At 40.1% G+C, this 23,219-nt stretch carries 20 protein-coding genes; 11 read left to right on the top strand and 9 right to left on the bottom strand.

Translation table 11 applies throughout. The annotated features are described in order from the left end of the window. Positions 1-112: 112 nt before the first annotated feature. Both CLI64_RS23080 and ruvA read left to right on the top strand, forming a co-directional pair. Complete coding sequence (locus tag CLI64_RS23080; RefSeq protein ID WP_103139415.1) at positions 113-871, top strand: sucrose-phosphate phosphatase; 759 nt, start codon at positions 113-115, stop codon at positions 869-871. After that, positions 868-1,506 (top strand): Holliday junction branch migration protein RuvA, encoded by a 639-nt coding sequence (gene ruvA, locus CLI64_RS23075; RefSeq protein WP_103139414.1) that lies wholly within the window; start codon positions 868-870, stop codon positions 1,504-1,506. The genes CLI64_RS23080 and ruvA overlap by 4 nt, the downstream gene beginning before the upstream one ends. Before the next feature lie 23 nt (positions 1,507-1,529). On the opposite strand, the gene CLI64_RS23070 is transcribed toward ruvA, so the two are convergent. The 4 genes from CLI64_RS23070 to CLI64_RS23050 form a co-directional block, all read right to left on the bottom strand. Then, positions 1,530-2,036: a hypothetical protein gene (locus CLI64_RS23070; RefSeq protein ID WP_103139413.1), complete on the bottom strand. Its 507-nt coding sequence runs from the start codon at positions 2,034-2,036 to the stop codon at positions 1,530-1,532. 44 nt (positions 2,037-2,080) lie between these two features. After that, positions 2,081-2,434, bottom strand: a complete 354-nt coding sequence (locus tag CLI64_RS23065; protein ID WP_103139412.1) for a hypothetical protein — start codon at positions 2,432-2,434, stop codon at positions 2,081-2,083. Positions 2,435-2,765: 331 nt separating this feature from the next. Next, on the bottom strand, positions 2,766-3,197 hold the full coding sequence (locus CLI64_RS23055) for a hypothetical protein (protein ID WP_225977413.1): 432 nt from the start codon (positions 3,195-3,197) through the stop codon (positions 2,766-2,768). A gap of 144 nt (positions 3,198-3,341) precedes the next feature. Then, on the bottom strand, positions 3,342-4,229 hold the full coding sequence (locus CLI64_RS23050) for a helix-turn-helix domain-containing protein (protein WP_103139409.1): 888 nt from the start codon (positions 4,227-4,229) through the stop codon (positions 3,342-3,344). Positions 4,230-4,427: 198 nt separating this feature from the next. On the opposite strand from CLI64_RS23050, the gene CLI64_RS23045 reads away from it, so the two are divergent. From CLI64_RS23045 to bchE, 4 genes are all read left to right on the top strand, one after another. Beyond that, entirely contained in the window at positions 4,428-4,625 is a 198-nt protein-coding gene (locus CLI64_RS23045) for a hypothetical protein (RefSeq protein WP_103139408.1), read from the top strand. 45 nt (positions 4,626-4,670) lie between these two features. After that, positions 4,671-5,843: an 8-amino-7-oxononanoate synthase gene (gene bioF / locus CLI64_RS23040; protein WP_103139407.1), complete on the top strand. Its 1,173-nt coding sequence runs from the start codon at positions 4,671-4,673 to the stop codon at positions 5,841-5,843. A 275-nt stretch (positions 5,844-6,118) separates the two neighbouring features. Next, positions 6,119-8,905 carry a PAS domain S-box protein gene (locus tag CLI64_RS23035; protein WP_103139406.1) on the top strand — a complete coding sequence of 929 codons (2,787 nt, stop codon included), beginning with the start codon at positions 6,119-6,121 and terminating at the stop codon, positions 8,903-8,905. A gap of 600 nt (positions 8,906-9,505) precedes the next feature. Further along, the gene (gene bchE, locus CLI64_RS23030; RefSeq protein ID WP_103139405.1) at positions 9,506-11,089 is read left to right on the top strand and encodes a magnesium-protoporphyrin IX monomethyl ester anaerobic oxidative cyclase; all 1,584 of its coding nucleotides are present in this window, start codon (positions 9,506-9,508) and stop codon (positions 11,087-11,089) included. A gap of 131 nt (positions 11,090-11,220) precedes the next feature. Here the strand turns inward: bchE and topA are convergent, their stop codons facing one another. Next, on the bottom strand, positions 11,221-13,419 hold the full coding sequence (topA, locus tag CLI64_RS23020) for a type I DNA topoisomerase (protein ID WP_103139403.1): 2,199 nt from the start codon (positions 13,417-13,419) through the stop codon (positions 11,221-11,223). A gap of 285 nt (positions 13,420-13,704) precedes the next feature. Here topA and CLI64_RS23015 point away from each other — a divergent pair, with 285 nt between their 5' ends. Then, positions 13,705-14,787 (top strand): J domain-containing protein, encoded by a 1,083-nt coding sequence (locus tag CLI64_RS23015; RefSeq protein ID WP_103139402.1) that lies wholly within the window; start codon positions 13,705-13,707, stop codon positions 14,785-14,787. Positions 14,788-14,853: 66 nt separating this feature from the next. Here CLI64_RS23015 and CLI64_RS23010 read toward each other — a convergent pair whose 3' ends face one another. The 3 genes from CLI64_RS23010 to CLI64_RS23000 form a co-directional block, all read right to left on the bottom strand. Continuing rightward, complete coding sequence (locus CLI64_RS23010) at positions 14,854-15,537, bottom strand: DevA family ABC transporter ATP-binding protein (protein ID WP_103139401.1); 684 nt, start codon at positions 15,535-15,537, stop codon at positions 14,854-14,856. A gap of 43 nt (positions 15,538-15,580) precedes the next feature. Beyond that, positions 15,581-16,744 (bottom strand): ABC transporter permease DevC, encoded by a 1,164-nt coding sequence (devC, locus tag CLI64_RS23005; RefSeq protein ID WP_103139400.1) that lies wholly within the window; start codon positions 16,742-16,744, stop codon positions 15,581-15,583. 160 nt (positions 16,745-16,904) lie between these two features. Continuing rightward, on the bottom strand, positions 16,905-18,101 hold the full coding sequence (locus CLI64_RS23000; RefSeq protein ID WP_103139399.1) for an ABC exporter membrane fusion protein: 1,197 nt from the start codon (positions 18,099-18,101) through the stop codon (positions 16,905-16,907). A 126-nt stretch (positions 18,102-18,227) separates the two neighbouring features. Here CLI64_RS23000 and CLI64_RS22995 point away from each other — a divergent pair, with 126 nt between their 5' ends. The 4 genes from CLI64_RS22995 to CLI64_RS22980 all read left to right on the top strand — a co-directional run bounded on the left by CLI64_RS22995 (position 18,228) and on the right by CLI64_RS22980 (position 21,173). Beyond that, entirely contained in the window at positions 18,228-18,773 is a 546-nt protein-coding gene (locus CLI64_RS22995) for a PadR family transcriptional regulator (RefSeq protein WP_103139398.1), read from the top strand. Between the two features lie 731 nt (positions 18,774-19,504). Continuing rightward, positions 19,505-19,927, top strand: coding sequence for a hypothetical protein (locus CLI64_RS22990; protein ID WP_103139397.1), 423 nt, complete (start codon positions 19,505-19,507; stop codon positions 19,925-19,927). A 126-nt stretch (positions 19,928-20,053) separates the two neighbouring features. Continuing rightward, positions 20,054-20,848, top strand: coding sequence for an Rpn family recombination-promoting nuclease/putative transposase (locus tag CLI64_RS22985; protein WP_103139396.1), 795 nt, complete (start codon positions 20,054-20,056; stop codon positions 20,846-20,848). A 112-nt stretch (positions 20,849-20,960) separates the two neighbouring features. Further along, complete coding sequence (locus tag CLI64_RS22980) at positions 20,961-21,173, top strand: hypothetical protein (RefSeq protein WP_103139395.1); 213 nt, start codon at positions 20,961-20,963, stop codon at positions 21,171-21,173. 16 nt (positions 21,174-21,189) lie between these two features. On the opposite strand, the gene dnaG is transcribed toward CLI64_RS22980, so the two are convergent. After that, on the bottom strand, positions 21,190-23,109 hold the full coding sequence (dnaG, locus tag CLI64_RS22975; RefSeq protein ID WP_103139394.1) for a DNA primase: 1,920 nt from the start codon (positions 23,107-23,109) through the stop codon (positions 21,190-21,192). Positions 23,110-23,219 lie beyond the last annotated feature (110 nt).

Genomic DNA, 23,219 nt, shown 5'->3' with positions numbered 1-23,219 from the left:
GCGGTTTTTTGGTGCGATCGCCTGCTGTTGTTGTTTGTAGATTTGATCGTTAATTTCTAAAATCCAAAATTTTTCAGTATTTTGGCAACCATATTACTGGGAGTAGATCAACATGAAAGCAGTCCAACCATTTTTGTTCGTTACTGACTTAGACCACACATTTGTAGGTAATGATGCAGCTTTAGTCCAACTGACTCAAATCTTAGAGACACATCGCCAAGAATATGGTACGAGGATAGTTTATGCTACTGGGCGATCGCCTGTTTTGTACCAAGAACTCAAAGAGGAAAAAAATCTCCTCCACCCCGATGGGTTAGTGCTTTCTGTGGGTACGGAAATTTACTTAGATGGCAATGCTACCCCTGATCCTACTTGGTCGGAAATTCTCTCCGTTGGTTGGGATAGGGAAATAGTATTATCTATTACACAAAAATTTGCGGAACTCACCCCACAACCAGACTCAGAACAGCGTCCCTTTAAACTCAGCTTTTTTCTGAAGCAAGAATCAGCCGTTGATGTACTACCACAACTTGAATCAGAGTTAGAGAAATATGAATTAAATGTAAAGTTAATTTATAGTAGCGGTATTGACCTTGACATTGTGCCGCGTAGCAGCGATAAAGGTCAGGCAATGCAGTTTCTACGTCAAAAGTGGAAATTCGCAGCAGAAAGAACAGTTGTCTGTGGTGATTCAGGTAATGATATTGCTTTGTTTGCTGTGGGCAACGAACGGGGAATCATAGTCGGAAATGCTAGACCAGAGTTGCTGGCATGGCACAGCGAGTATCCCGCAGATCATCGTTACCTAGCACAAGATTTCTGTGCAGGTGGAATTATTGAAGGTTTAAAACATTTCGGTTTCCTAGAATGATTAGCTATCTCAAAGGTATAGTCGCCGGTATTCAAAATGTAGGCAGTAATCGCGTGCTGTTGACGCTGGAAGTCAACGGTATGGGTTATGATTTGCAAATTCCCCAACGGTTAGCCAAGCAATTACCCACCACTGGCGACCTAGTACAGATTTTCACCCATTACCAAATTCGGGAGGAAGTACCCCTACTTTACGGTTTTGCTTCCCCAGCCGAAAGAGATTTATTCCGCCACTTATTAACTGTCAGTGGTGTAGGTGCAGCTTTAGCGATCGCCCTGTTGGACACCTTGGAATTACCAGATTTAGTCCAAGCCATCATTGCGGCTAACACCCAGATATTAATTCAAGCCCCTGGTGTGGGTAAGAAAATCGCTGAACGCATTTGTTTAGAACTCAAAGCTAAATTAATCGAATGGCGCAAATCAGCAGGCTTCTTCGTTGCTACCGAAGGGCCAGCCCCTGGTATTCTCGAAGAAGTGCAAATGACTCTATTCGCCTTGGGTTACACCGCCCATGAAGTTAGTCACGCCTTACACGTAGTCAGTGAAGATATTGGTTTACCCAAAGATGCCTATGTCGAAGACTGGATTAAACAAGCGATCGCTCACCTTAGCAGTAGTGAGCAAGTTAGTTAATAGTCACGGGATTTTGTTCTTTGTTATTGAAAAAAGTTGTCTATTCCCATAAGTTTACGATTATAGTCATCTTCTATTCTTTGAAGATTGTCCTGATATGGTTTTTCACAGTCTGGCAAGTTTCCGCCTGTATGCGGCCGAGTTATGCAGAGTATATTAGAAGATATAGCCCCAGAGCGTGACACCTCATAGTTTTTGTATGCTTGACGCTTCATTATTGCTTTTAATGTCTCAGCAAAAAAAGCTCTTTGACTCGTACAGGCAGGATCTTTATATATCGACTTTGCTGACTCTACAACTTCTATAACCTCTATTGATAAAGAAGCATATTGCTGAGTTACTTGTTCAAGTTGTTCTCTAATAGACTTACCATCTTTTGAGCAGTTGTCTACTGAAATTACAGGTGCTGATTCAGATGATAAAGACGGATCAATTACTTGATTTGGCTCTGGTGCTGATGTTACAAATAAGCAGCCTTGCAAACCAAATAAAGTAAAACTCAAGAAAATTAATTTAGGTAAAAACTTCATTTTATTTAACTGTTATACCTACGTCAGATTAATGAATCTACTAGTTAAATTTCAAACTTTCGTTCAATATGAGAGACATATTTTTTCGGAAACCAAATATTAGTTATGTCGAATTCGGTAAATTTTGACAGTTGAGTTAGTGAATAAGAGTATTTATTTTGTTCCTTAAGCTGTTTTTCGTATTCAAAAACTCCACCGATTAAAATTCCCATTAAAACTACTCCAGCAACAACAAAAGCCGTCACTCGAAAGGCCGTGTCGCCGTTATCGTTGGTTAATGATATAACAAGAACAAAAACTGGTAATGCAACCAGTATACCTGCACAAATTCCAGCAATTCCCCACATGAAACCAGCCCACAAAATGCCAAAGGCATTAATAGTAGCAAATAAAAGCATATCTTAATGTATAGTAAAAACTAATATATTTAGTGCCTAACAAATTTTGTTTTTGTCCACTTATGTCCACACACCTTACAAATGCAACTGTACCTAATACTTTTTTTAGGAAAGGTAGGATTATGTTGTGGATTAAATACTGGAATTTCCCAATCTTTAGTCTTGTAAACCTTTGTGGGATCTTCGTCAGAAGCACCACACTTAGAACATTGATTAAGGATATCTTCAGCAATAGACTCTTTAATGAAATTTTTAATGTTGTTCCAAATGCCCATGATTTTTACCTAAATTAGTTACAGTTGAGTTGTTATTACTGAACTCGATTGTTTATTTAAAGAATGCTCACAATAATCTTCGGCACGGCAATTTCATAAGCAATATGAGCAGATGAAGGATATTTGACAAAAGAACGATTTCCCTGTGTCAGCATTTTCTGGTGTGCTTCATACCAGTCAGGAAGTGTTGGTGTTTCTTGTATCCAATGCACAACGGAGGCTTCATTACACCACTCAATCAGTTTCAGCATTGCTTGTTTGTGATTTGCTGCTTGTCTGAACGCACACATGGCTGCTTCACTCTGCCACGCAGTTCGTGTCCAGAATGTGAGGTTGGCATCAATCAATAAGCTAATACGGAGATTACCAGGTGTGTATTTGGCTTGCCATGTAGATAGCAAAGTGTAGACAATGAATGAGGGCAGATAACGGTGAAATCTCAGACGTAAGCGTGTAATAGCAATCAACGGCATATCTTGAAAAAACAAATACCCGTCTCAAGCCTGCACCAGCAGTTGGTTAACCACATATAGTTGCTAACAGTAAATTTTCTCGGACTGAATTATTTAAATAGTATTAAATTCGACTAGACGCAGACGAATACATTCTTGCGGAATATAAACACATTCTTGCTATTGATTGCGGAAATCTCCTGGTGACATCTTCACTAGTTTGTAAAAGTGACGGCTAAGATGGGATGGATTGGCGAAACCACACTCCGCCGCTACCCTGGCAACGCTATAGTCTGAACTTTTGAGCAAATGTTTGGCGTATTCTATCCGTCGTCGCAATACGTATTGATGAGGTTGTATTCCCATTGATTGCTTAAATTGTCGTGCAAAGTAGAACACACTCACGCCTGAAACTTTTGCCAAGTCTTCTAGTTTAATTTTTTCTGTTAGATTAGCTTCAATGTAATCTAAGACTTGTTTGAGTTTCTGATGCGGTAATCCGTCACTGTATTCAGAAACTTTTGGCTGATGTGCTGTAAATTTGGTGAGTAGATGGGTAGCCAAGGCTGTGCCGAAATGTTGTCCATAAAGTGAACCTGCTGGACATCCGGCTGCTAAGTCGGCTTTGAGTGCATTGGTTATAGTTTGAATGATAGGATCAAATATTTGCCATTGGGGTGTAAATTCTACGGCTTGAACAATTTCTACTTCATTTGCTAATTGTTTAATAAACATAGGATCAAATACCACCAGTGAAAAGTTTAATGTTTTCTTCCAGGTAATCCACTGGGGTGTTTGCGCTGGACATAAAAAAACTTCCCCTGGACAGATAGGATGAGATAAGAATTGCTCACCAAGGCGGCGTTCATGTGGTATTTGCATCCTATTATCCATGACTTCCAGGACATGAAACGGAATTGCAGGTTCATTGAGTTCTGCACCAGGATGTTGGTAATTAGCCAGAAAAACACTACTCCAATCGGCTGTTTGACTCGTTAGCTGTGGTGGAGTAGGCAGACTTTCCGCCAGCTTTCCTACTGTCGTTACATCTAAACTAGGTTGCGACATTTCTGGAATTTCATGTATTAATTGCAGCCAGTATAATCTGGCGATCGCTAATACTGCCAGTGTTTACCAATTGCGGCTACTCTAGTAGAGGCTTGTAGGCAATTATCATCAGTGGCTCACAAGTTTCTCAGTATAAGTTAGGAAAGCTGTTGCACCACACGATAAAATAAGAAAATGTATTGAAGTATCAACTCAGATATGGGTACTTTGCCAGAAATTGAAGCGGCTATCAAACAACTACCAGAAAATGATATTCGGCAACTAGCTGCTTGGTTGGAAGAATATTTGGAACAAATGTGGGATCAGCAAATAGAAAATGATTTGACATCAGGAAAATTAGATCGACTAATTGCGAAAGCAGAAGCTGATATTGCGGCCAACCGAGTGCAAAATTAAGTCATTTTAGCAGTATAAAAAAGCCCCAAAACACGATTTATTAATATGCCCAATCCCTATGATTGGTTACAACAATCTCTAGAAACGATTCATCGCGCTGATTGGTATCGGGCGGTAAAAACTATACATGGTCTGTCAGGCGCGACTGTCATATTAGATGGGCTGGAAGTTATTAATTTTGCTAGTAATGATTATTTGGGATTGGCTGGGGATGAACGTTTGATTGAGGCGGCGGTGGCTGCGACAAAAGAGTTTGGGACTGGTAGCACTGGTTCTAGATTACTCAGTGGACATAGAGAATTACACAGAGAATTAGAAAGGGCGATCGCTAATTTAAAACAAGCCGAAGATGCTTTAGTATTTAGTTCTGGGTACTTGGCTAATCTGGGTGCGATCGCGGCTTTGGTGGGGAAGCGAGATTTAATTTTATCTGACCAATACAATCATTCCAGCCTGAAAAATGGCGCGGTTCTCAGTGGGGCTACAGTTATAGAATATCCCCACTGTGATGTGATGCAACTGCATAACCTCTTAGGTGAACACAGAAAAAACTACCGTCGCTGTCTCATCCTGACCGATACTGTTTTTAGTATGGATGGCGATTTATGCCCGTTACCGCAACTTTTAGAGTTAGCTGATGAATTTAGTTGTATGCTGCTAGTTGATGAAGCTCATGCAACTGGGGTAATGGGTGAAACGGGTGCGGGTTGTGTGGAATATTTTGGTTGTAGTGGGAGGGAATTAGTTCAAATTGGGACATTGAGTAAAGCTTTGGGTAGTTTAGGCGGTTATGTGGCTGGAAGTGCCAGCTTAATTGATTTTTTGCGAAATCGCGCCCCCAGTTGGATTTATACCACTGGACTATCACCCGCAGACACAGCAGCTGCTTTAACCGCCGTGAATATAATCCAACAAGAACCTCAACGCCGCACTCAGTTGTGGAATCATGTTAATTACTTAAAACAACTGCTACAACAGCAATCACTCAACCTAAATTTATTACCATCAGAGTCACCCATTTTATGTTTGCAGCTAGCAAGTGCAACGGCAGCATTGCAAGCAGGTGAAAAACTCAAAGCCTCTGGAATTTTTGCCCCTGCTATTCGTCCCCCCACAGTTCCCACCAGTCGCATTAGAATCTCTCTCATGGCAACTCACCAAGCAATACACATTGAAAGATTGGTAGCAGTTCTGCAAAGTTTGTCACTCTTTTCTTAAAATCGAATTAACTATTTTATCCAATAATCATTAATTCTTAATAATCAAGTTATTAACCTGCCATAAAACTGGATAACTTAAAAAAATATTGGATAAATTTTGCTTTACGAATATCATTTTTGCCTGAATATTCAACTCAATTAAAATTTAGCATCTAACTAAAGAAGTCTTTTTGGGTAATGAGACAATCTATCTAGGGATAAGTTACAGAACTGTGCAAACTAGCTTAGGTTAAATAAATCATCTGCAATCAGTATTGGTTGTTCTAAATTTCCATGCCCTATACTGCTCTTTCTTCTTTGTTACGCGTTGGCATTGTCGTGGCAACAGTGATGTTGCCACTCATATTCATGCTAACGCTAGAACCTTGGGTAGAAATGAGTAGCACTCCGTTTCTACTGTTTTTTAGTGCTGTTATGCTAAGTGCTGGGAGTGGTGGTTGGAATTCAGGACTATTAGCAAATAGCTTATCTGTTGTTTTCAGTGACTACTTTTTTCTGCTGCCGAAATATGAACTATCCTTTGATATTACCAATCTTGTCAAAATTACTTTGTTCATTTTAGAAGGTTTAATTTTGACTGCTGTGTTTGTGGCCTTAAGAAATGCCAAACATAGAGATGAGGTCAATTTACAAAAACTCAAAACCAGTGATGCTAGGTTTAGATTAGCATTAAGTAACTCAGATATTGTAGTATTTCAGCAAGATCAGAATTTGCGCTATCAGTGGATTCATAATCTACAAGGTACTACGGCAGCAGAAATTCTGGGAAAGTCTGATTATGAATTATTTCCCCCTGAAATCGCAGAGCAGTTAACAACTATTAAGCGTAGAGTTTTAGAGAATGATGTTGCTGCCCGTGAAGAGGTGCGTGTAATTTTGCGGGGACAAGTTCTTTATTATGATTTATTGGTAGAAACTCTGAAAATCAATGAGCAAATACAGGGAATTACCTGTGTAGCTATCAATACTACTCAGCGTCAACAGGTAGAACAAGAAAAAGCCAAATTGCGACAGAGTTTGCAAGAAGCTATTCAACAAAAAGAAGAATATTTAGCATTACTGAATGCTTGGTTAGCCAGTTCTCCCGTAGCCCTGGCTTTTTTAGACACAGAACTCCGCTATGTTTATGTCAATGAAACACTAGCGGCGATTAATGGTGTGCCACAAAGTCAACATATTGGACGTACTTTCCGAGAAGTTTTACCGAATTGGGCTGATCAAATTGAGCCAATTTTATTGAGAGTTATGTCCACAAAAGAACCCTTGCTGAATCAAGAAATCAGGGGAGAAACATATCAATCAGGAGTTTATTGCTGGGGGTTGGTAAGTTACTATCCTGTTTGTTTACCTGATGGGCAATTACTTGGTTTAGGCGTTACTAGTCTGGATATTACGCAAAAAAAGCTCACAGAACAAGCACTCAGCAAGAGTGAAGCTTTATTTAGGGCGATGTTTGATCAGGCGGCTTTAGGTATTGCCCTGATTTCTTTAGATGGGAAATTTCTGCAAGTCAATCCAGCTCTATGTAGACTCACTGGTTATAGTTATGAAGAGTTAATTCAAATGAGATTTCAGGATATTACTCATCCTGATGATTTAGTAAATGATTGGAATCATGCCCAAAGAGTTGTGACGCAGGAGATTAGTAGTTATTCTCTAGAAAAGCGATACATCCGCAAAGATGGTTCGATTATCTGGGTGAATTTGACCTCATCGGCAGTTTGTAACGATGAGGGAGAGGCACAATATGCTTTTGGGATTGTAGAAGATATTAGCGATCGCCAACTGGCACTCCAAGAAACTCAACAGGCAAAACAAGCTGCGGAAATGGCTGCAAATCGCACAGCTAGGTTACAAAGCGTTACGGCTGCTTTCTCAGAAGCCCTCACTCCTCAACAGGTGGCTGATGTGGTGGTTAATCAGGGAATTGGGGCTTTGGGTGCTGTGGCTGGTTCTGTGGTGTTAATCGAGGCGGGTGGTAAGTCACTTAAGATTGTAGAAGCCATCGGTTATCCTGATTCTGTTAGGGAAAGTTGGGCTAGTTTTCCCATCACGGCGAACGTTCCCATCGCGGTAGCAGCGAGAACAGGAAAACCCATTTTTTTAGAAAATATTGCCGCCTTAGCCAGCCAATACCCAGCTATTGCTAACGTCCCATATCTTACAGGTAATTGTGCCTTTGCTTGTATTCCTTTGATTGTCGAACAGCAGACTATTGGCGTTTTAGGATTAAGTTTTGCGAAGGAGCAAGAGTTTACGGACGAAAACCAAAGATTTATGTTGACGTTAGCACAACAAGCTGCCCAAGCGATCGCACGCGCTCAACTTTACGAAGCCGAAAAAAACGCCCGTGCAGCCGCCGAGTCAGCCAACCGCGTCAAAGATGAATTTCTCACTGTTCTTTCTCACGAACTCAGAACCCCCCTCAATCCGATTTTGGGATGGGCAAAGTTACTCCGCACCCGCAAGTATAATGAAGCCACCATCACCCAAGCATTAGAAACCATTGAACGCAACGCTAAATTACAGACACAATTAATTGATGACTTACTCGATGTATCCCGCATCTTACAGGGTAAGCTCAACTTGAATATAGGACAAGTAGATTTACGTACCGCAATTTTAGCTGCATTAGAAACAGTACGCCTGGCCGCAGACGCTAAATCAATCCCCATTCATACCCTACTAGATGAGGATATTAGCCCAGTCAAGGGCGATAGCGATCGCTTACAGCAAGTATTTTGGAATTTACTCTCAAACGCCGTCAAGTTCACACCCCCAGGTGGACGGGTGGAAGTCAGATTAGAAAAGATAGAAGAAGAAGCCCAAATCCAAGTAATTGACACTGGTAAAGGCATTACACCCGAATTTTTACCCTATGTCTTTGAATACTTTCGTCAAGCCGACTCCAAAACCACCAGAGTGGAAGGTGGCATCGGACTAGGGCTAGCAATAGTCCGCCATTTCGTCGAAATACACGGTGGGACAGTCAAAGCTGAGAGTCCCGGCTTAGGACAAGGGGCGACTTTTACGGTGAGATTGCCCTTGGGGAAGGGTTAGGGAATGGGGCAGGGGGCAAGCAGGAAGTGTGGGAGGGGTGGAAGGTGTGGGAGGATAGGGAAGAAATCTTTCCGCCCTCTCTCCCCACACTCCCCACACTTCCCCATCTTCCCAATCCCCAATCCCCAGTCCCCAGTCCCTAATAACTATTGACTAACTATTAATTTTTCAAACAGTGACTTTATTTTGAGGATTAATAACTATAAAGTTATATAAGGATGTGTGGATAAATGGTAATTTATCGTTCGATTAGCATCCTCATCATAACTTTTCATCAATATACGGAGTGGTTAGCGTTGATTAAGATCCGCGACTTTTTTCAGGAAGTCGGGGAAGCAACCTATAGGATAGCACTAGCTTGACGGTGCTGTTATACCAATTCATGAAAACCTTGATACAGATGTAAACCGTGAAAGGTTTGCTGCATCTAAGTTTTTTAATTGCGTTAGCGAAGCGGGACGTTAGTCCATTGCGTTAGCGTAGCGGGGCGTTAGCCCATTGCGAATTGCGAATTGCGAATTGGTATTCGCTGGGCATTGAGCAGTGTAAAAATCCCAGTCCCTAATCACCAGTCCCCAGTTCCTAATTAGGAGGTAGATTATGCGGATCATGATGATTCAACCCAATTATCATTCTGGTGGTGCGGAAATTGCCGGGAATTGGCCACCAAGTTGGGTTCCTTATGTGGGTGGAGCATTAAAGACAGCAGGCTTTAATGATATTCGCTTCATTGATGCGATGACGGATTATATTGCTGATGATGCTTTAGCCAAGATGATTGCTGAACATCAGCCGGATGTGGTGTTGGCGACAGCTATCACCCCAATGATTTATCAATCGCAAACCACCTTAAGGATTGTGAAAGAGGTTTGTCCCCAAGCGAAAACCATCATGGGTGGGGTGCATCCTACTTATATGTATAATGAGGTGTTTCAGGAAGCTCCCTGGGTAGATTATATTATCCGGGGTGAGGGTGAAGAAATTACGGTGAATTTAATTACCGCGATCGCCAATGGTACAGATGAGCGCGATCGCCGTAATATTTTAGGTATCGCCTTCATTGAAAATGGGCAAGTTATCGCTACACCAGCCCATCCCCCCATTGCTGATTTAGATACTCTCACCCCAGATTGGAGTCTTTTAGATTGGAGTAAATATATTTACACTCCTTTAAATGTGCGGGTAGCTGTTCCCAACTATGCTAGAGGATGTCCTTTCTCCTGTCGTTTCTGTTCTCAGTGGGCATTCTGGCGCAAATACCGTTCCAGCACTCCCAAAAAATTCGTAGATCAGATTGAAATTCTGGTGAAAAAACACAAAGTTGGATTTTTTATTCTGGCTGATGAAGAACCAACTATTAACAAACCCAAATTTATTGCCCTGTGTAACGAATTAATCGAACGCAATTTAGGCGTTTATTGGGGAATTAATACCAGGGTGACAGATATCTTGCGGGATGAAGAGGAATTACCTCTGTATCGTAAAGCTGGACTAGTTCATGTGTCTTTGGGAACAGAAGCAGCAGCCCAATTAAAGTTGAATTTGTTCCGCAAAGAAACCACAATTGAGCAGAACAAAAAAGCGATTCAACTATTAAGAAAAAATGGCATGGTTGCCGAAGCTCAATTTATTATGGGTTTAGAAAATGAAACCCCAGAAACCATTGAGGAAACCTATAAAATGGCTTTGGATTGGCAAACCGACATGGTGAACTGGAATATGTTTACCCCTTGGCCATTTTCTGAATTATTCCAAGATTTAGGCGATCGCGTCGAAGTCCGAGACTATTCGCAATATAACTTCGTCACCCCCATCATGAAACCCGATGCAATGGAAAGGGAAGACGTTCTCAAAGGAGTGTTGCGAAACTACGCCCGTTTCTACCTCCGCAAAACCTTGGAATATTGGTTTGTCAAAGATCCCTTTAAGCGCAGATATCTTTTAGGTTGTTTAAAAGCATTCGTCCAAACCACCCTCAACAAACGCTTCTACAACTTAAAACGAGTCAAGTATAAAGGACTACAAACAGAAATCGAACTAGGTTTCGACGAATCCAAAATTCTCACCCGCGAACAAATCGCCCAACGCAAACAAGCCCACCCAGAACTCGTAGCAGACGTAAACTTCACAGGTAACATTTCCGCCTGTGGTGCGCCTAATGATTTGCCGGAATTTCACGAATAGGGAATGGGGCATGGGGCATTGGGCATGGGGCATTGGGCATTGGGCATGGGGCATTGGGCATGGGGCATTGGGCATAGTAAAAAATTCTACCTTGTCTACCTTGTCACCCTTGTCTACCTTGTCTACCTTGTCTACCTTTTCCCCCTGCTCCCTGCCCCCCTGCCCCCTGCCTCTTCCTTCCCCAGTTCGCCAAACTTCGGACTCCACCAACCTTTCTGGGTGCTGAAGTAGGCTACATCCTTATGCTTATTATCCTGGCGTGACTTAGGATTAGAACACCGCAACATGGTTTTCGACTGTCCGTCTTTGGTGTAACTGTACTCCTCTAAAGGCTGCTTGCACACTGGGCAAGGATAAGACGTTACTTTAGCAGGCGGCTTGGCTTTATTTTCTGTGCCGCTTGCTTGATTTTTGGGTGCTTCCCAACTTTTAGAGCGATCGCTCCAAAACAGTACAATGTTTTCACAGCCGCTAGTACATTTGAGAAAATATTTTTTCTGGAGTTTACTGCTTTTAATTTTAGAAAGACAATTGTTACACTCTGGGCAGCGTGTCCTAGAGGTTTCGTATTGGCGTGGTGTAGATGTTGTACCAGTTGATACACCTACCACTACATTTTTAGCTTTGGAGAGTGCAGGGACAAAGTAATCTTGATTCCAATTGGTGAGATATTGTTGCCAGCCTTGTTTACCTTGAGCGATCGCATCTAAAGCGTCTTCCATTTTAGCGGTGAATTCTGCTTCTAGTAAATCTGGCAGTGCTTTCTGTAAAAAAGTGTCAACTTCTAGCCCTAATGCGGTGGGTTGCAAATTACCCTTAGCTAACTCCACATAACCCCGATGCTTAAGGGTGGCGACTGTGGGAGCATAGGTACTAGGGCGACCGATGCCTTTGCGTTCCATGAGCTGCACTAATTTGGGTTCGCTGTAGCGTGGCGGTGGTTGTGTTTGTTTTTTCTCAAAATTGGCATTATCTAAGGTTAAAGCCTGTTTTTGCTGTAACTCAGGTAAAACCGAATCTTTACTGAGATTATTCCAATACTTGGCATAACCGTAAAATTCGATAACTTGCCCCCTCGCTTGCCACAAGAGATTCCCCGACTGGGTGACGACTAAAGTTTTACGGAGTTGGGCGGAACGACATTGAGAAGCCATTGCCCGTTTCCAAATCATCACGTATAAATTAAATTCATCGGCTGGTAATTCTTCTCGTAATTGTACTGAGGGACGAAACACATCTGTGGGGCGAATGGCTTCGTGGGCTTCTTGGGCTGTTTTGCTGCTGCGGTGCTTGGCGACTTTGGGCGGGACATTTTGCGGGTCGTTTTGTTCTAACCACTGGCGCGCACTCTCGCAAAATTCGGGACTCAACATTACTGAGTCGGTTCGCATATAGGTAATTAACCCCGCCTCATATAATTTTTGCGCCACCTGCATAGTTTTATCTGGAGCGAATTTCAGCTTAGAACCGGCGGCTTGTTGCAACGTCGAGGTGGTAAAAGGTGGTGGTGGTTGGCGTTGGACTGTCTTACCTTCTATGAGAATTACTTGGTGGGGATGCTGTTTTGCTGTTTCAGTTAACCTGATAGCTTCTGCTTCTGACAGTACCCGTTTAGATTCTGGTGCTTTTGTGGTGTTATCAGCCGCATCATCATGGGTTTCTGTTTCCTGCTGTTCGGTTTCCTTAGCTGTGTCGGTCGTCCCTTTATAAAAAGCCCGAAAGCCCTCTTGATAATCTACCCAAACATTCCAATAATCTTGGGGTACGAAGGTTTGAATTTCTCTTTCACGCTGACAAATTAGGTGGAGTGTCGCACTTTGGACTCGACCGACACTTTTAGCACCGTTATTTAAAGCCCAAACTAAGGGACTACCTTTATAACCTACCAATTTATCCAGACAATCGCGGCATAATCCCGCACCTACCAGATTTAAGTCTAACTTTCTGGGGTGTGCGATCGCATTTCTCACCGCCGATGCAGTAATTTCGGTATAAATTACCCGTTTAGCATCACGTAATCCTAACACCTCTTTAAGATGCCAGGCGATCGTTTCACCCTCTCGGTCTGGGTCAGTTGCTAAAACAACCTCATCTACTTGCTTACTAAACGCCTTGAGTTGTTGAATAGTCTCCTTAGCACGTTGGTCACGCGGTACATAGTTGCATCGTACACTACCGCCCTCCATACTAAACCCCAGGGAATCCTCACCCTGATTGCTGAGTTCACGAATATGTCCACAACTAGCCCGGACTATCCAATCTGTACCCAGAATTTGGCTGAGTTTCTTAACTTTACCAGGAGATTCAACGACTAAAAGACGTTTCGCCATAACACCTGTTGGTTAATGCTCTATGGTATTTTATCAGACTGTTAGTCTGGATGTACTATTAAGATTTAAGGGTGTAAGGGTGTAAGGGTGTAGGGGTTTAGGGGCTTACGGGAGACAGGAGAGATAGGGAAAGAAATACTAATGACTAATGACTAATGACTAATGACTAATGACTATTGACTAATGACTAATGACTATTGACTAATAAATGTATCTTATGTCTGTTGATTTCCACTGAGCTTGCAGGTATTCTGCTTTCAACCCTAAAATTACCTTACATCTTCCATGCCCCGCAAAGCAGCATCTCAGCCCCGCACACCCCCCAACAGCAAAACAACATCTTTAGCCCTTTCTGATTTACATATCCGCTTAGAGGTATTAGAAAAAGAACATCAATCCCTGCTCAAACAGATCAAGAAAAAACGTACAGAACTCAATAATTTTGTGGAAAAGATGCGTTCTTTAGCCACTGATATATTTCATAAGGCTACGCCTAATTTCCAGAAAATGGCAGAACTTGACCAAGAAATTCATGCTATATTTGATGAACTTTTGACTAAAAGAAAATTTGGCAAGCAAACGAAAAATAATATAGAAAAAGTTTATCGTAATTTACAATTTGCGGGAGTCATCAGTTATAAAGAAAAACAGACTGATGCAGATATAGATGATCCAGAACTAGATGAATTATTTGAAAATTTTCGCTCTCCAGAAAGTAGTGAGCAAGATACCAATACACATCGTCGCCCTAATTGGCAAACTCAACAACCCTTAGATACTCCCTCCACGGCTAGAACAGATGAATCAAGAAAGATTCGCCAAACCTTTTTGAAGTTAGCAGAGATTTTTCACCCTGATAAAGTCCAAGATCAAGAAACCCTTCAGAATCATACTGAAATTATGAAGGAAATCAATAAAGCTTATCAAGAAGGTGATTTAGCTAGGCTTCTAGAAATTGAAAGACAACATCAATTAGGTGAAACAATTGATAATAATAGTGAAGATGATTTGACCCGTAAATGTAAAAGTCTAGAACAGCAAAACGAAATTCTCTCTAATCAATATGAAAACCTCAAGCGGGAATTAAGGTTAGCTAAAAATACTCCCGAAGGGGCAATGTTAGCAGATGCCCGCAAAGCTGCTAAACAAGGTGTAGATTATGTAGATTTTATGGTGCAGACAATGGAACAACAAATTAATATTGTCGCCCAAATTCGTGATTTTGTTATGAGCTTCCGTGACCAGAAAATGACCATTAAAGAGTTTCTCAAGGGGCCAGCCACTCTCAATTCTATGAATGAGGAGATGATGGAAGATTTATTAGAGCAGATGATGTCAGAATTAGAGGATATGATTATTTTTGAATAAAAAAGTTCGTAGTGGGGACTTCAGTCCTCATATAAGGACTAAAGTCCTTACTAAAAACTATTATTGCTATGGGTCAGATTTCACTAAATAGCCATCTTCCATCCGAATAATGCGATCGGCAATATCTAAAATACGATTATCATGGGTTACTAAAAGAATTGTGCAGCCTTGTTCTTTGGCTAATTGCTGCATTAAATTGACTACATCTCTACCTGATTTACTATCTAAAGCTGCTGTCGGTTCATCGGCTAATACTAATTGAGGGTGATGCACTAAAGCCCTAGCAATAGCAACTCTTTGTTTTTGTCCGCCTGAGAGTCCATCGGGATAGTAATTTAGTCTTTCTCCTAAGCCCACTGTAGTTAACATTGCGGCTGCTTTAGCTTGTGCTTCTCGAAAGGGAACAGCATTATTCATTTCAAACGGCATCTGCACATTTTGTTGGGCTGTGAGAAAACCTAATAAGTTATGGGCTTGAAAGATATAGCCAATATGGCGGCGGACTTCGACCATTTCATTTTTAGTTGCACCACATAGTTCTTTACCTAATATTTTCAGGCTACCTGACTGTACAGAACGTAAACTGCCAATTAGTGTTAGTAAAGTAGTTTTACCTGAACCGGAAGGCCCTGTCATAATGACAATTTCGCCTGCTTGAATTTCTAGGTTGATATCAAAAAGAATTTGTTTTTTGAGTGAACCTACACCATAATAATGGTTGAGATGGGAAATAGCGATCGCAGATGACATAGTTAGGGAATAGGGATTGGGGACTGGGGACTGGGAATGATTTTTAAAAAATATCGGCAGGGTCGGCAGCTTGTAATTTTTGGATGGCAATAGAGGCAGAAATTGTACACATCAAGGTGGTGAGGATGAATATTAAAACTGCCCTTTCAATCGTCATCATGATTGGTAACAATGTTGCTTGACGAGTGATTAAATATAAACCTTGAGAAATTGCAAATCCAGGAATAAAACCAATAGCTGCTAAAATTAAGGCTTCTTGAAATACCAATACTAGTAAATAGCGATTTTTAAAACCTATGGCTTTGAGTGTGGCATATTCTGGTAAATGGTCAGAAACATCACTATAAAGTATTTGATAAACAATTACTGCACCGACAATAAAACCAATGATTGCACCTAAAGTAAAGGTAAATCCTACTGGGGTACTAGTATTCCAAAAACTTTTCTCTCTAGCTATAAATTCCTGTTTAGAAAGAACTTGCACATCGTTAGGTAAATTAGCTTTTAAATTAGCAATTACCCAATTGATATCTGCTTCCGGTTCTAACTTAATTAAGCCAAAATCTATTAAACCTTGTTGTCTTCTTTGATTACCAAACAGACGCAAGAAATTTACATCACTAGTAATTATATTACCATTAATGCCAAAAGATGTTCCTAATCTAAATAAACCAACAACATTGATTTTGCGATTATTTAACTCTGTAAAAACTTGATGATTACCTTCAAACTTAGTGACAATTTGTCCAAATTCCTGACGCGAACCACGGTCAAATAAAATTGTATCCGGTTCTCTCAAGGCATTTAAATTTTCTTGTACACCTGGTAGATTAGTAACTTTTTCTTCTGGGTTAAACCCAATCGCGAAAATTTGCCAAGTCTGTTGATTATCAGGATTTTTCCAGGGAACAGAATCTAGATATATTGGACTAACTGATTGCACCCCTGTAAAACCCAGTGCTTGATATAGTCTTCTTTGTGAGAATTGGTCAAGGGAAATTAAAGCTTTATAGCGAGAACTAACTAATACAATCTCACCTTCCAAACTGTTGTGGAATTGTACTGCACCATCAAATAAAGCTTCGCGGATACCCAATTGTAGGAACATTAGCACATCTGCAAAAGCAATACCAGCGATCGCCACTAACATCCGTGCCTTTTCCCGCGACAATTGCAACCATGCTAAAGGAATTTTGCGTTTGAACATAGGTAATTAGTAATTAGTCATTAGTCATTAGTCATTACTCATTACTCATTACTCATTACTCATTACTCATTACTCATTACTCATTACTCATTACTCATTACTCATTACTCATTACTCAGCACGGGCTAAACGCCCCGCTTCCGCTAACAGCACTCACCACTCACCTACTAATCATGACTCTGACTTTAGAATTAGTTAAACCTTCTACTCGTTGACTTGATTCTGGGGTGAGGCGGATTTTGACTTCTACTACTCTTGCGTCGATGTCTGCGGCGGGATCGGTGTTGAGTACGTCTTTTTTGGCTATCAGTAAACCAATTTCATTGACTGTTCCCTCTAGTTTTCCTGGGAGGTTGACTTGGGTGATGGTTGCACGTTGTCCGATTTTGACTTGATTAATGTCGGTTTCATAGACTTCTGCAACAACGTACATTTGATTCGTTTGTCCAATTTCGACAATTCCTTTATCGCTGACTACTTCGCCATCCCAAGTGTGAATTTTTAAAACTTGACCGGCTTTGGTAGCTTTGACATAGGCTAAATCTAAGTTAGCTTTGGCTTCTTGGACTGCGGCTTGAGCATTTTCTACTTCTGCTTGTGCTGCTTGTACATCGGTAGGACGTATCTCTGCAATCTTTTCTAGGGTGGCTTTGGCTTGTCTGAGTCTTTCATTGAGGGTTTCTGATGTTTGAGTGCGGTTAGCTATGGCTTCTCGTAAACTCTCTTGTGCTGTTTCTAAGGTTAACTTTTTACTATCCCGCATCGACGCAGAAACAGCACCAGTTTCTTGCAGATATTGATAACGCTGATATTCTAGTTGAGCATTTCTGACTTCGGCTTCTAGGCGTTTAACTGTGGCTACTCTCGCCGCTACTTCTTGGCGCAGTTCCGCTTCTAGTTCTGATATTAAGGCTTGTTGGGCAGCAATTTCTCCCTGTTTTGCCCCGGCTTTTACCTGTGCTAGTTGTGATTGTGCGACTTTTACCCGTTGTTGGGCTACTTTTAATGCTGCTATTCGGGTGTCTCGATTATCCAGAATAGCAATAATCTGTCCTTTTTGAATGCGATCGCCCTGTTTCACTAACAGTTCCGCTATACGGTTACTACCCGCAGTCTGAGAAACGGATATTTGTATGACTTCGCCTTCAGGTTCTATGCGTCCTAACGCTGTTACCGCTTTCATGACAGGACGGTTATCTATCACCACAGGAGTGCTTTTTTCTCCAGTATTGCGCCCATTCAATAAAAAATATAACGAACTTGCACCACTAGCCACAGCCAAAGTCACAGCACCCACAATTAACAGTCTATTGGGATACTTAAAATGCTTAATTCCGCCTGCATTCAGATTTTGCATGAAGTCACCGCCTAAGTTGGCAGCTAAATTTACTATATACAACTTATTTGTCAAACTATATTTATTCAACTTGTTGTATACAAATTCCAGTGTACACTGAAGAAAATATCTGTCAAGTAGTTCCTTATGGGTTTATCACAAGCAATTCTGACCTGTTTAATTGATGCACCCCACAGTGGTTATGATCTATCGAAGGTCTTTAGTGAGTCTGTGGGTTATTTTTGGCAAGCTTCCCAGCAGCAAATTTACAGAGAACTGGGAAAACTGGAGTCAGCAGGTTTGATTGTTTCTGAAGTTGTTCCCCGCGAAGGTCGTTTAGATAAGAAAATTTACTCAATTACAGAAATAGGAAAACAACAGCTAGTAGAGTGGATGCAAAAGCCGACTGAACCAGATGTGATTAGAGAAGACTTGTTAGTAAAAATTTTTTCCGGTGGTTTAGTATCCGTAAATGTATTGATAGCAGATGTGGAACGTCATCGGAGAATTCACGTTGAAAAATTATTAACTTATCGGGAAATTGAGCAAGAAAAATGTTCAGTATCAGAATTCTCTACTAAGGAAGAAAGACTGAGAAATTTAGTTTTAATGGCTGGGATTAAACATGAGCAAGCTTGGATAGATTGGTGTGATGAAACTCTAGCATCATTAAAAAATCTATCTTCAGATTGAAGATACCATCCTTTTAAAGAATGTAGGGGTGTAGGGTTGTAGGGGAAGAAAAGTATTTGAATCTTGGGAAAAGTTGATATTTTTTAAATAAAACCCTGGAATAATCTCCAGGGTTATCCTCGTGAACCACATTTTTATTTTTATTCAATTCTCCTGAATAGGAAAATAAGTAAATAGACATAATGCCTTTATTTATGTCTGTAATCACCAGTAATTAAAATTACTTTTGAATATAATGATTCATACCTTTTATAGAAAAATTTGGTTAGTTATAAAAAATATAGATAATGAGTGTAAATTGTTCATAAGCATTACAGACATATTCATTGATTTTAAGTCTAATAAATCAATGTGTATTACTTGCCAAAATCACAATATTGATAAAAAATTAAATTAGCCTATAGCAAGATAATAGGCCATCTTGGTAATAACCTAACCTTATCCAATTTCCTTAGTCCGCGCAAGCGGACTTTATTTATATCCAAATATTATGTAATTTCTTCTAAATTATAGACTTGAATTTAAGAATTAAATCGGGGAAAATACTTGAGATTTTCATTAGTTGTTTAATGAATTACGGTAATTATTAATTATTGCCTAATATGTTGCTTTAAATACGGTTATTAGATATAGGTTGTATGAGATAAATCTAATAAGGGATCAGTTAGATAATAGATATATTGCCTATATTCATTAAATAATGAAAACCCAATTATATTGGAGGCAAAAAAATGAATAATTTAGGTAGAAAAAGAGTGGAAACAGTCTTAGCAATTGCTAGCTATGCTATTGGTAGTGCGACAGCTTCCGTAACACCAACACCAGGCGGAGAAATTCCCAAACAGGTAATATTAACATCTGCCGATATTTTAATGTATACCACTATTTGGAAAATCTATTTTGCCCAAGACTTATCAAATAAAGAACTGATACAGATATTGACAGACTTAGGCATAGTAACACTTACTGCTACGGGTACAGCTTATTTAGTCAGTAAAGTAACCACTGCGATGTTAAAAGAAATTACTAATTGGATTGGCCCTTTAGGATGGGGTGTAACAGCTGCGATCGCTGGTTCTATTAGTGGTTTATTTGGTGCTACGTGGGCATTATATTGTGATTACCTTTATGTGCAGAAAAAGCAAACTATTTAATTAATATTTTCGCGAGAATATCAATAAAATTCATAAAAATTTATTTAGCGTCACAAGCTTGACATTTCGCCATCAAAACTGGAAATATGCAAGTCATACCTACTCAAGACATATTTATTTTTTTTCGTGAAAACCGACAGCATATTTTACCAACTATTTCAAAGTTTCCCCAGTATTTTCTTTGAACTAATAGACCAACCTGCAACAACAGCCAACACTTATCAATTTGCATCAGTTGAAGTCAAGCAACTGGCGTTTCGGATTGATGGCGTATTTCTTCCCAATAACGACACATCACGACCTATTTATTTTGTTGAAGTTCAATTTCAACCAGATAGAAAATTATATTCACGTTTCTTTACAGAAATCTTCTTATATCTAGATAAAACAGAATTACCGAATAATTGGCAAGGAGTGATTGTTTATCCCAGTAAAAACCTAGATATAGGAGAAACAGCAAGATATATCGAACTACTGACACCCCAAAGAGTAAAACGCGTTTATCTGGATGAATTAAATTCCACAGGTGAGCAATCTCTTGGGATAGAAACAGTTAAGTTAGTTATTGAACCAGAAACCACTGCGGTAACTAAAGCCAAAGAATTAATAGCTATAGCTAGACAACAAGTAACAGATACAATTACCCAACGGGATATTCTACAATTAATAGAGACGATAATTATCTACAAGTTTCCTAAAGCTAGCCGAGAGGAGATTCAGCAGATGTTAGGGTTAGGCGATTTAAAACAAACCAAAGTTTATCAAGAAGGTAAGCTAGAAGGTAAGCTAGAAGGTATACCCTTCATGCTGAGTTTAGGTGCAACTGTAGAACAGATAGCTGAAGCTTTGAGTTTAGATATTGAGCAAGTTAGACAGATTGCTCAGAGTCATCAGTATCATCAAAATCAAGCTCCACAGTAAAATAATTGTAATAGCTGATTGAACTTAAATATCCATGACTCAAAAAGAAGCTAATATCTAATTTGAAATAAATCAGCTTTTTAGAGAAAATTAGGAAGTAAAAGGTTAGCAAATGTTTGAATTAAGCGATTTAAAAAAAACAAGGTTTTATCAAGAAGCTAAAGAGGATGGTAGGCAAGAAGCAATACAAGAAGCTAAACAAGAGGGTAAACTTGAAATTGTCCCCTTTGCGCTCAGTTTAGGTGCAACTGTAGAACAGATAGCTGAAGGCTTGAATTTAGATATCGAGCAAGTTAGAAAAGTAGCTCAAGGTCATCAAACATAGCAACAAAAATAATTCATCACAAAAGTTCTGTGATAGAAAATTGTCGCTCACGATCCAATTCTTGTAACTTCAATTTTTCGCTGTAGAATGCTTGATAATAAGATTGCCACTTGTCTGGTTCTGTGTCTGGATCTGTTTCTTGCCACAGTTCTAAAAAGTGGCGATATCGCTTTTCTCTCAACACTCTTTCCATACAAGCGATCGCAGCCTGCACAACCTGCGGAGTACGCATAATTTCTTTCTTTCTTGCTTCATTTAAATAAAATAAATGAGCAATTAAAGTAATGTCATCACCTAATTCTAAATATCTGTCCTGTAGACGAGAAATTAAATCGGTTGTTTCATCTACTAACTCTAAAATATATCTCCACAAAGAGCGATGATGAGAAAGACTAAATTCCAAATCTCGTGCTTCTAAAGTCGTAATAATAGCTTGACGTTGCTCTGCACAATGTAAATAAATCTGGAGAAGAAAAGATTCTGCTTGTTCTAGAAGACTACGATCAGGAGGAGGCGCAGGAGATTGAAGAGAAAGGTAATTCTTGACATCATTTGTGATAGGTTTCTTATGCCTTTCAACAGTTAGATTTCCATTCAGTAGGGTTTCTAGATTTTCTTCTCGCAATTGTACAAGTCTTGCATCGTTCAAACTCAATATTTGAGCGCAATGAGAAACATAGTGTTTACGTGTCTCAATTGCTGTAATTCTTTTGAGTAATGTCACAAATTTTTGTGTAACTTGTTGAAAATCTGTAGCCTGTTTTAAGTTACGGTCTTTGATAATTTGTTGAATCTGCCAATCTATCCACAAAGGCGCATTTATTAATAGTTGTTCATAGTCTTCTCGACTATGGAAACGTAAATATTCATCAGCATCTTTACCATCGGGGATATTGAGAATTTTGAGTTGTACTTCACCCTTATAAGCTAAATCAGCGATTTCCCCAATGGCGCGTTCTGCTGCATTTGTTCCCGCTTTATCAGCATCAAAATTAAGTACCAATTGTTTGGAGTCGGTGTAGCGTAACATCAGCCTGACTTGTTCCAAACTCAAGGCTGTACCTAGAGAAGCGACAGCATTACTAATTCCCGCAGCATGAAGGGCGATCGCATCAAAATATCCCTCTACTACCACCGCTTGATCTAGTTGAGAAATCCCAGCTTTCGCCTGATCTAAAGCAAATAAAGTTTTACCTTTATTAAATAATTCTGTTTCTGGGGAATTTAAATACTTTGGTTGTTCATCAGTCAATGTTCTACCACCAAAAGCAATCACTCGCCCTTGCACATCCCGAATCGGAATCATCAAGCGATCGCGAAATACATCATAATATCCGCTACCTTCCTTCCGTGGCTTAATCAAACCTGCCTTTTCCACCAGTTGTACGGGATAATGCTTATCTTCTACCAAATAGCGGTGGAGAGTTTCCCAACCAGGAGGCGCGTAACCCAAACCAAACTGCTGAATAGTAGCCTCATTAAACTGGCGATCGCTACGTAAATATTTTAATGCCGATTGTCCTTGGGACTGACGCAAAGCGTGTTGATAAAACTGTGCAGTTGAAGCCAAAACTTCATACAACTGTTCCCGCAAAGACAGTTGACGCTGTAATTCTTGGCGTTGTTCTGGTTCAAGAGTTTTGACAGGTACTTGGTAACGCCTAGCTAAATCTAGCACCACCTCAGCAAAAGAATGCTTACCCAAATCCATCAAAAACTTAATCGCATTACCCCCAGCCTGACAGCCAAAGCAATAATACATTTGCTTATTGGGACTGACGGTAAAGCTAGGACTTTTCTCATCATGGAAAGGACACAAACCCACAAAATCCTTACCGCGCTTCCGTAGTACCACATACTCTGATACAACATCCACAATATCAGCACGGTGTTTAATTTCTTCAATTGTGTCTGGGTGTAAGCGCGGAATTTGCATATTAGTCAATAGTTAATAGTCAATAGTCAACAGTCAATAGATTTTCTCCCCTGCCCCCTGCTCCCTGCCCCCCTGCTTACCTCCTGCCTTATTATATTCTTGTTGCCAAA

The organism is Nostoc sp. CENA543, from assembly GCF_002896875.1.
Taxonomy (GTDB): Bacteria; Cyanobacteriota; Cyanobacteriia; order Cyanobacteriales; family Nostocaceae; genus Trichormus.
The sequence above is the reverse complement of the archived record's forward strand: the minus strand, read 5'-3'. Positions and strand labels throughout refer to the sequence as shown.

Bases quoted from the DNA above. Each gene is read 5' to 3' on its own strand.
- CLI64_RS23080 (WP_103139415.1), top strand. From the start codon at position 113: ATGAAAGCAGTCCAACCATTTTTGTTCGTTACTGACTTAGACCACACA.
- ruvA (WP_103139414.1), top strand. From the start codon at position 868: ATGATTAGCTATCTCAAAGGTATAGTCGCCGGTATTCAAAATGTAGGC.
- CLI64_RS23070 (WP_103139413.1), bottom strand. From the start codon at position 2,036: ATGAAGTTTTTACCTAAATTAATTTTCTTGAGTTTTACTTTATTTGGT.
- CLI64_RS23065 (WP_103139412.1), bottom strand. From the start codon at position 2,434: ATGCTTTTATTTGCTACTATTAATGCCTTTGGCATTTTGTGGGCTGGT.
- CLI64_RS23050 (WP_103139409.1), bottom strand. From the start codon at position 4,229: ATGTCGCAACCTAGTTTAGATGTAACGACAGTAGGAAAGCTGGCGGAA.
- CLI64_RS23045 (WP_103139408.1), top strand. From the start codon at position 4,428: ATGGGTACTTTGCCAGAAATTGAAGCGGCTATCAAACAACTACCAGAA.
- bioF (WP_103139407.1), top strand. From the start codon at position 4,671: ATGCCCAATCCCTATGATTGGTTACAACAATCTCTAGAAACGATTCAT.
- CLI64_RS23035 (WP_103139406.1), top strand. From the start codon at position 6,119: ATGCCCTATACTGCTCTTTCTTCTTTGTTACGCGTTGGCATTGTCGTG.
- bchE (WP_103139405.1), top strand. From the start codon at position 9,506: ATGCGGATCATGATGATTCAACCCAATTATCATTCTGGTGGTGCGGAA.
- topA (WP_103139403.1), bottom strand. From the start codon at position 13,419: ATGGCGAAACGTCTTTTAGTCGTTGAATCTCCTGGTAAAGTTAAGAAA.
- CLI64_RS23015 (WP_103139402.1), top strand. From the start codon at position 13,705: ATGCCCCGCAAAGCAGCATCTCAGCCCCGCACACCCCCCAACAGCAAA.
- CLI64_RS23010 (WP_103139401.1), bottom strand. From the start codon at position 15,537: ATGTCATCTGCGATCGCTATTTCCCATCTCAACCATTATTATGGTGTA.
- devC (WP_103139400.1), bottom strand. From the start codon at position 16,744: ATGTTCAAACGCAAAATTCCTTTAGCATGGTTGCAATTGTCGCGGGAA.
- CLI64_RS23000 (WP_103139399.1), bottom strand. From the start codon at position 18,101: ATGCAAAATCTGAATGCAGGCGGAATTAAGCATTTTAAGTATCCCAAT.
- CLI64_RS22995 (WP_103139398.1), top strand. From the start codon at position 18,228: ATGGGTTTATCACAAGCAATTCTGACCTGTTTAATTGATGCACCCCAC.
- CLI64_RS22990 (WP_103139397.1), top strand. From the start codon at position 19,505: ATGAATAATTTAGGTAGAAAAAGAGTGGAAACAGTCTTAGCAATTGCT.
- CLI64_RS22980 (WP_103139395.1), top strand. From the start codon at position 20,961: ATGTTTGAATTAAGCGATTTAAAAAAAACAAGGTTTTATCAAGAAGCT.
- dnaG (WP_103139394.1), bottom strand. From the start codon at position 23,109: ATGCAAATTCCGCGCTTACACCCAGACACAATTGAAGAAATTAAACAC.